General features: G+C 58.4%; 9 protein-coding genes. All 9 read right to left on the reverse strand.

Features of this window, described 5'->3' with window-relative positions; genetic code table 11:
• Window positions 1–13: 13 nt before the first annotated feature.
• Window positions 14–658: a TatD family hydrolase gene (locus QZR17_RS02920; protein ID WP_297127479.1), complete on the reverse strand. Its 645-nt coding sequence runs from the start codon at window positions 656–658 to the stop codon at window positions 14–16.
• Window positions 655–903, reverse strand: a complete 249-nt coding sequence (yidD, locus tag QZR17_RS02925) for a membrane protein insertion efficiency factor YidD (RefSeq protein ID WP_297127482.1) — start codon at window positions 901–903, stop codon at window positions 655–657. Before yidD ends, QZR17_RS02920 begins: the two co-directional genes overlap by 4 nt.
• Window positions 900–1,295, reverse strand: coding sequence for a ribonuclease P protein component (locus QZR17_RS02930; protein ID WP_297127486.1), 396 nt, complete (start codon window positions 1,293–1,295; stop codon window positions 900–902). Before QZR17_RS02930 ends, yidD begins: the two co-directional genes overlap by 4 nt.
• A 4-nt stretch (window positions 1,296–1,299) precedes the next feature.
• Window positions 1,300–2,064, reverse strand: a complete 765-nt coding sequence (locus tag QZR17_RS02935; protein WP_297127489.1) for a uroporphyrinogen-III synthase — start codon at window positions 2,062–2,064, stop codon at window positions 1,300–1,302.
• A gap of 10 nt (window positions 2,065–2,074) precedes the next feature.
• Window positions 2,075–2,815 (reverse strand): DUF4271 domain-containing protein, encoded by a 741-nt coding sequence (locus QZR17_RS02940; protein ID WP_297127492.1) that lies wholly within the window; start codon window positions 2,813–2,815, stop codon window positions 2,075–2,077.
• A 44-nt stretch (window positions 2,816–2,859) separates the two neighbouring features.
• Window positions 2,860–3,330 carry an rRNA maturation RNase YbeY gene (ybeY, locus tag QZR17_RS02945; RefSeq protein WP_297127495.1) on the reverse strand — a complete coding sequence of 157 codons (471 nt, stop codon included), beginning with the start codon at window positions 3,328–3,330 and terminating at the stop codon, window positions 2,860–2,862.
• A gap of 247 nt (window positions 3,331–3,577) precedes the next feature.
• Window positions 3,578–5,572: a M3 family metallopeptidase gene (locus QZR17_RS02950; RefSeq protein WP_297127498.1), complete on the reverse strand. Its 1,995-nt coding sequence runs from the start codon at window positions 5,570–5,572 to the stop codon at window positions 3,578–3,580.
• Window positions 5,553–6,026: an RpiB/LacA/LacB family sugar-phosphate isomerase gene (locus QZR17_RS02955; protein ID WP_297127502.1), complete on the reverse strand. Its 474-nt coding sequence runs from the start codon at window positions 6,024–6,026 to the stop codon at window positions 5,553–5,555. The genes QZR17_RS02950 and QZR17_RS02955 overlap by 20 nt, the downstream gene beginning before the upstream one ends.
• 3 nt (window positions 6,027–6,029) lie before the next feature.
• Window positions 6,030–8,066: a transketolase gene (locus QZR17_RS02960; protein WP_297127505.1), complete on the reverse strand. Its 2,037-nt coding sequence runs from the start codon at window positions 8,064–8,066 to the stop codon at window positions 6,030–6,032.
• Window positions 8,067–8,220 lie beyond the last annotated feature (154 nt).

Raw genomic sequence — 8,220 nt, forward strand, 5'->3', positions numbered from 1 at the left:
TGACGATGCGGTGTCACCTATCTGAGGTCAGAAGCCTACTGTATGAGGAGAGGATCCTCTGACTGAGCTCTGCTAACGGCTCGCCGAGCTGCTTCGCCACTCGACTATAGATCTCCCGGAGCGGGAGGTCGCTCTCATCGGTCTCTATAAAAAAAGGCCGTTTTGGCACCTCATCCCAGCGGTATAAGGGATGGAGGCTGACCTGTATCTGCGCCTCCTCCAGCTGTCGCAGGAGTGCGGGCTTGCCCCTAAATCCGTGCACCACCCAGACCCCCTCCGGGTGTGATCGCCGCTCTCGCAGCAGGAGGTGCCACCCGCCTACCACGTGTAGGATAAGGGGACAGCAGAGCCGATCTGCAAGGGCTATATGGCATCGCACGAGGGCGGTCTGCTCCTCCATAGAGCGCTGCGATCGACGATCCCATCCACACTCTCCGATGCCGAGGAAGCGCTCGCCCAGCTCATCGATCCGCCTGAGGAGCAGACCATCCGGGTCGGCGTACCGCTGCTTATCCATCGGGTGGATCCCGACAGTGAAGAGGTCCGATCGATCGTCGAGCTCCTCGTCCGGCATAAGCGAGCGAACCGCGATGACTGAGGAGTCACCGCGGTAGCGCTCTATATTAGGTAGGTGGGTGTGGAAGTCAAGGAGTCTCATGGCACCGGATCATAGCCACTGCCGCCCCAGGGATTGCACCGCAGCAAGCGCCAGATGGCCAAGAGTAGACCCTTGATCGGACCATGCTTCCGGATCGCCTCGATCGCATACTGGCTACAAGTGGGAGTGAAGCGACAGGCGGGTGGCGTGTGAGGGCTGATATACTTCTGGTAGAAGCGGATCGGCAGGATCAGCAACTTGCCGACGAAGGCACCGATGCTCTGTATGACAGACTTGAGACTCATAGGGCAGAACCATTCTTCATCTCCTCGCAGAGCCGTCCGATGGACTTCGATACAGCTGCAGAGAGTCGCTCCGAGCGGGATACGTGATCACCAATGTAGAGCAGACCGACCAGCAGTGTACCCTGACGCTCCTCTGCAAGCGCCCTCAGGGGGCCCTTCTGCAGTCGCCACGCCTCTCGGGTGCGACGCTTGATCGTATTGCGGTCCACCGCATGGCGGATCAGCCGCTTGGGGACGGAGATAAGGACCTTGAGTGGCTCCTCCGAGGGCTCCTCGAAGCGCCAGACGACGCGGTACGGGTAGCAGACAAAGCGCCTCCGACTCTCAAAGAGTGCGCCGATCTCCTCCCTCAGATAGAGCCGCTCGCTCTTCGTCAGCCCATACTGCTTCATGGGATTACTTTGCCCCCTTCTTCTCCTCCTGGAGATAATGCTCTAAGGCTGCAGTCATACTCGGGTACTCGCGTGTCGGAGCGCTGATGTGCACCTGCAGCCCCGCTTGCTCAAGGTCATCACGCGTGCCCTCGCCGAGACAGCCGACGATCTGCTTCCCCTGCTGATACTCGGGGTAGGCAGCCTTAATGGCAGAGAGGCCATTGGGACTAAAGAAAAGTAGGAAATCAAAGGAGTCAATCTCCTCCGGCGTCAGCTCAGCGTAAATGATCCGGCAGACGTCGCAGGCATTCACCTTCACCTTTGTATCCGCCAGCATAGCGACGACCTCCGACTCCCGCTCCTCTATCTCCGGCACGAGATACTTCTCCTTGTCGTGCTTGCTGATAATGGTCTGGAAGTCCGATGAGGAGCCATTCTTCTCGGGGAAAAAGATCTTCCGCTTACGGACGGTGATAAACTTCTGCAGGAAAAGAGCGACACGCTCCGAGGCGCAGAAATACTTAAAGTCCTCAGGCAGCGTGCAGCGCAGGTCGCTCACCAGCTTGAAGAAGTGTGTCGTGATGGTCCTTGAGGTGAGGATCACCGCCGTATGCTTGAGGATATCTACCTTCTGATCACGAAATTGTCGAGCCGTCAGGGTCTCAAAATGGAAGAGTGGCTTGAATACCAACTCCAGCCCATACTCCTCCGCCAGCTGATAGTAGGGCGAGTTTTTCTTAGGAGGCTCGGGTTGTGGAACAAGAACTTTACGTGTCTTTGTGGACATTTGTGATATGCTACTGATTCACACTTAGGGAGGCGACCTTGAGCCCAAAGAGCAAGGGGCCTATTTCGCAAGCGCAAAGGTACAAAATAATATGCAGGGGATAATGTCTCAGGTGACTGAATATCTGTATCTCTCTGTAGCACAAGAGTATTCGCGAGACCACATAAAGACCGACCGAGAGGATCACGAGAGCGGTAGTACTCAGGGGCGTGAAGAGTCGCAGGAGGAGCGGCAGGAGGAGCGTATTGGCAGCGACGATCATCAGGATCAGGTAGTCCGCCCACCAGAGCGAGATCTGGTCGGAGTGGCAGAAGGTGTAGACCATCCAGGCCTGCGCTATGGTGGCTATGATAAAAAGAAGTGCCAGCCAGAGAGCGACCCTCCCCACGCTGAGCCAAAAGCCTGTGACTGACAGCGAGGCGACCCCACTCGTCTCCGGTAGCAGGAGCGTCACCAGCAGAGCCACCAAAAGGAGGCTCTCCAGCAACCCCGTGACGAAAAAGCCTACAGACGGCAACATCTCCCGCACTCTCGGGATCGCCCTCGGCGGAGCAGTGAGCAGCAGCATAGCACGCCCTCTGCCTCGAGGCTTCAGAAGCATATGGTAGAGCAGTAGGGATAGCGCCACCAGCACCAGCGTCATCGCCAGCAAGGTGTCGGTATAGTCCGGCGCCGAGTCGACGTACTGCGCCGCCTCATACCCATCGAAGGCGGGCCAGGCAGAGTGAATCTCTACACTTAAGCTCGACAACAAGATGCTCCCTCTACTTCTTCTTCCTTATTCCTTCCCCTTGCTCACCGGACGCTCATCCACGCCTCCGATGCCGGGATATCTCGCCAGACCCTCTCAGGCAGCTGGGCAAGGGCGCGGTCCTCGGCGTGGTGCATCTCCGTCTCCAGCTCAAGTGTCACATCGTCCTGACCGCAGAGGTGGAGTACCCCATGGATCATCACCCGGAGCAACTCGCTCCCGGGCGTGACCCCAAGCTCTGCTGCATTGAGCCGGACCTGATCGAGCGAGATCAGTATGTCCGCCACCAGCACCTCGTCATCGTCTCCACTTGGGAAGGTGATGATGTCCGTGTAGTAGTGATGATCGAGGAACTTGCTATTCATCTCGAGCATCTGCTCATTGTTGCAGAATTGATAATTGAGCTCACCTATGGTCTTGCCATAGCCTTCGGCCACAGACGTGATCCAAGCGCCCACCTCTCGACGGAGAAATGGGGGGACCGCCTCGCCCTCTGAGTAATAATGAATAGCCATAGACAACTTGTGCACTATATTAGATGGGAAACACCAGCCCTCCGGATGCACCTTTGCTTCGCCCGGAAGGACACTGCAAAGGTAGTCATTTTATCACAGCCCGCTTAGCCCGGCTCAGGACTTTGGGTAAAAGCCTCCATACCGGAGTCTGTACTTGCCCTCCGACTTGTACGGATAAAAGGAATGCCCCTGACGAGCAGGGGCATTCCTTCATGATTTTCAAGTAATCCTGATCGCCTTGGGCGAATCACTGGATCAGGTGAGAGCGACGAAGCAGCGCATCTACCGTTGCATCCCGACCCTTAAAGGCTCGGTACAGCTCTGCCGGATCCTCCGAGTCGCCCCTCTCGAGAATATTCTCCCGGAAGCGATCGGCCGTGGCGCGGTCGGTGAGACCATTATGAATGAATTCCTCAAAGGCATCTGCGTCCAAGATCTCGCTCCACTTATACCCATAGTATCCGGCAGCGTAGCCACCACTGAAGATATGGGTAAAGGAAGGACTCATCGCCGTCCCCGCTGCATGCGGGAGCAGCTCTAGCCCCTTGCGAGCCTCAGCCTCCACCGCCTCAATGTCGGTGGGCAGGGTCTCCGGGTCGGTGGCGTGCCACTTCATATCTAAGTAGCCAAAGGTGAGCTGACGTATACAGCCATAGCCATCGAGGAAGAGCGCATTCCGCTCGATCGCATCAAGCAGGTCGTCCCCGATCACCTCACCGGTCTCATAGTGCTTCGCAAAGGACTTCACGAAGTCGCGCTGGCGCATCCAGTTCTCATTCATCTGCGACGGCAGCTCCACAAAGTCGTGCTCCACATTGGTCCCGCTGAGAGAGGCGTACTTCACGGTCGTCAGTAGCCCATGAAGGGCGTGGCCAAACTCGTGGAAGAGCGTCGTCGTCTCGTCGAAGGTGAGGAGCGAGGGTTTATCGTCGCTGGGCGGGGTAAAGTTGGTCACCAAGCTGATCACCGGGCGTACCCCCTCATACTCCTCCACATAATTGGTCATCCAGGCACCGGACCGCTTGCCCTTACGAGGGAAGTAGTCAAGGAGAAGTGTCCCCAGCAGCTGTCCCTCACGCAGCACATCGTATGCCTCCACATCGGGGTGGTAGACCGGAAGCTCGGGATTGCGGTGGAGCTCTACCCCGTAGAGCTTGCCGGCGAGGCCAAACATCGCCTCCGCCACGGACGACAGCTCGAAGTAAGGTCTCGTCTGCTCCTCATCGTACTTCAGCGCCCTCTGGCGATAGAGCTCCGCATAGAAGCTCCAGTCCCACGGCTCCAGCTTTGAGATTTGATCCCTTCGCTCCGCCTGGTTGGCTATCGTCTCCACCTCTTCATGCGCCTTGGCGAGGTAGGCATCGCGTAGCTTGTTAAGCATCTGATAGACCGCCTCGGGCGTTTTTGCCATCTTCTTGGAGAGTACCAGATCAGCATAGGTCTCGTGACCGAGGAGCTTTGCGATGGAGTGCCGCAGTCGGACGATGTCGTATATCGTGGCGATGTTGCTCGTCTCTCTCGAGGTGTCGTAGCAGAGCGTACCGCGGTCGAGGTATATCTGCTTGCGGGTCTCCCGATTGCTGCAGAAGCGCATCAGCGCACTGTAGGACGGCATACTTAGGTCAAAGATCCAGCCCTCTACACCCTCCTCTTTCGCTCTCTTACGTGCCTGCTCCAGAGCTGAGGAGGGCAATCGCTGGAGAGACTCACCATCGAGGACTGAGAGACGATAGGCATTCTGCTCCCGCAGGACGTTTTGCCCAAATCGGAGTGTAGCCAAGCTCAGCTCCTTACGGAGCCCCTTCAGCTCCTGTCGGCTGCTCTCCGGCAGCATCGACCCATTGTCCCGGTAGGACTCGTAGGTACGGAGGAGGAGCCTCTTGTCGATCCGAGAGAGCGCATCCTGTGGTGCCTCGTAGATCTTCTTCACCTTGGCGGCAATGTCGGGATCGAGAGAGATCTCATTGGCGACATCGGTCAGCTCCTCCGTCAGCTCCTCCGACAGCTCCATGAGGCGATCGTCCGCATCGCAGCTGAGGAGGTTGTAGAAGGTGGCCGACGACACGTCCAGCGCCCTACCGGCCTGCTCCAGAGCCAGCACGGTATTGCCAAAGGTGGCAGACTCTATCGGTACGGAGCGGATCTCCTCCAGCTCCTCCCGATAGGTCGCTAGATCCTCCCGCACCCGAGCGACAAGGGTATCAGCATCCCGATGCTCGAAGTCAGGATAGAGTCTCTCCATAGTCTATCGCTATCTTCCGGACCCGACGCTCATGGCGACCGCCCTCGAAGTCAGTGCTGAAGAATATCTCCGCCATCTCCTGCGCCTCCTGCACCGGCACAAAGCGTCCCGGCAGCACCAGCACATTGGCGTTATTATGCTGCCGGATTAGCGATGCGATCTCCGGCATCCAGGCAAGTCCCGCACGGACGGAGTGGTGCTTATTGAGCGCCATCTGGATCCCCTCACCGGAGCCGCAGACACCGACGCCCATATCCACCTCGCCCCTGTCGAGGGCATCGCCCAGCTTGTGGGCAAAGTCGGGATAGTCGCAGCTGGCAGACCCGCTGTCCGTCCCATAGTCGGTCAGCTCCACCTCGGGAGCCCACTTTGCGAGGAAGTCCCTCACCGCTATCTTGATATAGTATCCGGCGTGATCACTGGCCAGACCTATCTTATGTACTCCTGTTATCATAGTTTACTTCTTTCCCAATAGCTCCATTACCTCACGGCAGACCGTCTCAGCCGTGTAGCCAAATTTCTCATCCAGCACCGTGTAGGGGGCGGAGAAGCCAAAGGACGCCATCCCGTGGATCCGGCCCTCGCTGTGGGAGATCATCCCCTCGAGGGTGACCGGCAGCCCGGCAGTCAGTCCATAGCGCGGTACGCCGGGGAGCAGCACGCTCTCCTGATAGGTCTCCGGCTGACGACGGAAGAGTCCCTCACTCGGTATGGAGGCGACATTGACCTCGATGCCTCGCTCGCGAAGCAACTCGGCACCGGCGACCAGCGTACTCACCTCTGATCCGGAGGCGATCAGCACCGCCTCTGGAGCCTTACGCTCGATGACGGTGTAGCCGCCTCGCTCGACGCGGAGGCTCTTGGTGTAGTCGTTCTCGGGGAGGTTCTTGATATTCTGGCGGGAGAAGATCAGCGCCGTCGGGCTCTTCGTATTCTCCAGAGCCATCTTCCACGCGACAGTGGTCTCCTCCACGTCGGCAGGACGGAGCACCAGCATCGCATTATTGCCGGAGTGATTGCGCAGCTTCTCCATCAGGCGGATCTGCGCCTCCTGCTCGATCGGCTGGTGGGTCGGACCATCCTCACCGACACGGAAGGCATCGTGGGTCCAGACAAACTTTACCGGCAGCTCCATCAGCGCGCAGAGGCGGATCGCCGGCTTCATATAGTCGCTGAAGACGAAGAAGGTGCCACAGGCGGCGATCAGCCCCCCATGCAGCATCAGCCCCATGCTCACCACCGCCATCGTCAGCTCGGAGACGCCCATATTGATGAATTGGCCATCGTAGTTGTCCCGTGTGATGGGGGTGGTTTTCTTGAGGAAACCATCCGTCTTGTCGGAGTTGGAGAGGTCTGCGCTGGAGACGATCATATTGGGTACCAGCTCGGCAAGATGCCCGAGGACGGTTGCCGAAGCATTGCGGGTCGCCTTGTCCGGTGCCTGCTCGATCTGCGACCAGTCTACGCCCTTCACCTCAGGGTCAAGCCACCGCTCCAGCTCCTCTGCGGCCTCAGGCTTAGCCTTACGCCAGCTGTCGAAGCGTGCCTGCCACTCCTTCTTATCCTCAATGAGCGTCTCGCGCCGCTTGGCAAAGCACTCCTGCACCTCCGGGAAGATGACGAAAGGATCGTCCGGGTCACCACCGAGACCGGCAATGGTACGACGGACATCGGCACCGGCCTTGGAGAGCGGCTGACCATGGGTAGACACCTGATCCTCAAGCGAGCGACCGCCCTCCTTATCGATCGCCCCCTTAGCCATCAGCGTGTGACCGATGATGAGCGACGGCTTGCCCTTGACCGCTATAGCACCATCGAGAGCGCGACGGATCTCATCCGGGTCATTGCCATTGATGTCAAATATCTCCCAGCCCCAGGCGCGGTACTTCATCGCCACGTCCTCACTGTCCACCTCATCGACGCGGGTGGAGAGCTGCACCTCATTGGCGTCGTAAAACATGATCAGGTTATCCAGCCCCAGGTGCCCGGCGAGACGACCGGCCCCCTGCGAGATCTCCTCCTGGATACCTCCGTCAGAGATGAAGGCGTAGATCCGCTGCTGCATCAGCGCCTCATCGAAGTGGGCGCCCATCTTCTTTGCCGCGATGGCAGCACCCACCGCCATCGTATGCCCCTGCCCGAGCGGGCCGGAGCCATTCTCTATCCCTCGCTTGATATCCAGCTCCGGGTGTCCCGGTGTCGGGCTGCCCCACTGGCGGAAGCGCTGTAGCTCCTCAGTGGTAAAGAAGCCTTGCATCGCCAGCACGCTATAGAGCATGGAGGAGAGGTGACCGGGGTCGAGGAAAAAGCGATCCCTGGCGATCCACGCCGGGTCCTCCGGGTCATACCGGAGGTACTCAGAGAAGAGCACAGCGGCGAAGTCGGCGCCACCCATGGCTCCTCCGGGGTGGCCGGATGAGGCCTTCTCTACCATGGAGAGGGCAAGGATCCGGATATTGTCAGCGATCTTGTGGCTTAGAGAGTTACTACTCATCGTTACGGTGTATTGAAGTATTGGTTTGATAGTCGGAGTTACGGCAGGTCTCAATCTACGGACAAATATACCCCTTTTTTGTCGCCCTGAGCCACAAAAGGGCTAATTCGCATTTTGATGTGCTGGGAGGGGGAGGAAAAAGAGATTACCTTTG

The organism is uncultured Porphyromonas sp. (assembly GCF_900541275.1).
GTDB lineage: Bacteria > Bacteroidota > Bacteroidia > Bacteroidales > Porphyromonadaceae > Porphyromonas_A.

Bases quoted from the DNA above. Each gene is read 5' to 3' on its own strand.
- QZR17_RS02930 (WP_297127486.1), bottom strand. From the start codon at position 1,295: ATGAAGCAGTATGGGCTGACGAAGAGCGAGCGGCTCTATCTGAGGGAG.
- QZR17_RS02950 (WP_297127498.1), bottom strand. From the start codon at position 5,572: ATGGAGAGACTCTATCCTGACTTCGAGCATCGGGATGCTGATACCCTT.
- yidD (WP_297127482.1), bottom strand. From the start codon at position 903: ATGAGTCTCAAGTCTGTCATACAGAGCATCGGTGCCTTCGTCGGCAAG.
- ybeY (WP_297127495.1), bottom strand. From the start codon at position 3,330: ATGGCTATTCATTATTACTCAGAGGGCGAGGCGGTCCCCCCATTTCTC.
- QZR17_RS02960 (WP_297127505.1), bottom strand. From the start codon at position 8,066: ATGAGTAGTAACTCTCTAAGCCACAAGATCGCTGACAATATCCGGATC.
- QZR17_RS02935 (WP_297127489.1), bottom strand. From the start codon at position 2,064: ATGTCCACAAAGACACGTAAAGTTCTTGTTCCACAACCCGAGCCTCCT.
- QZR17_RS02955 (WP_297127502.1), bottom strand. From the start codon at position 6,026: ATGATAACAGGAGTACATAAGATAGGTCTGGCCAGTGATCACGCCGGA.
- QZR17_RS02920 (WP_297127479.1), bottom strand. From the start codon at position 658: ATGAGACTCCTTGACTTCCACACCCACCTACCTAATATAGAGCGCTAC.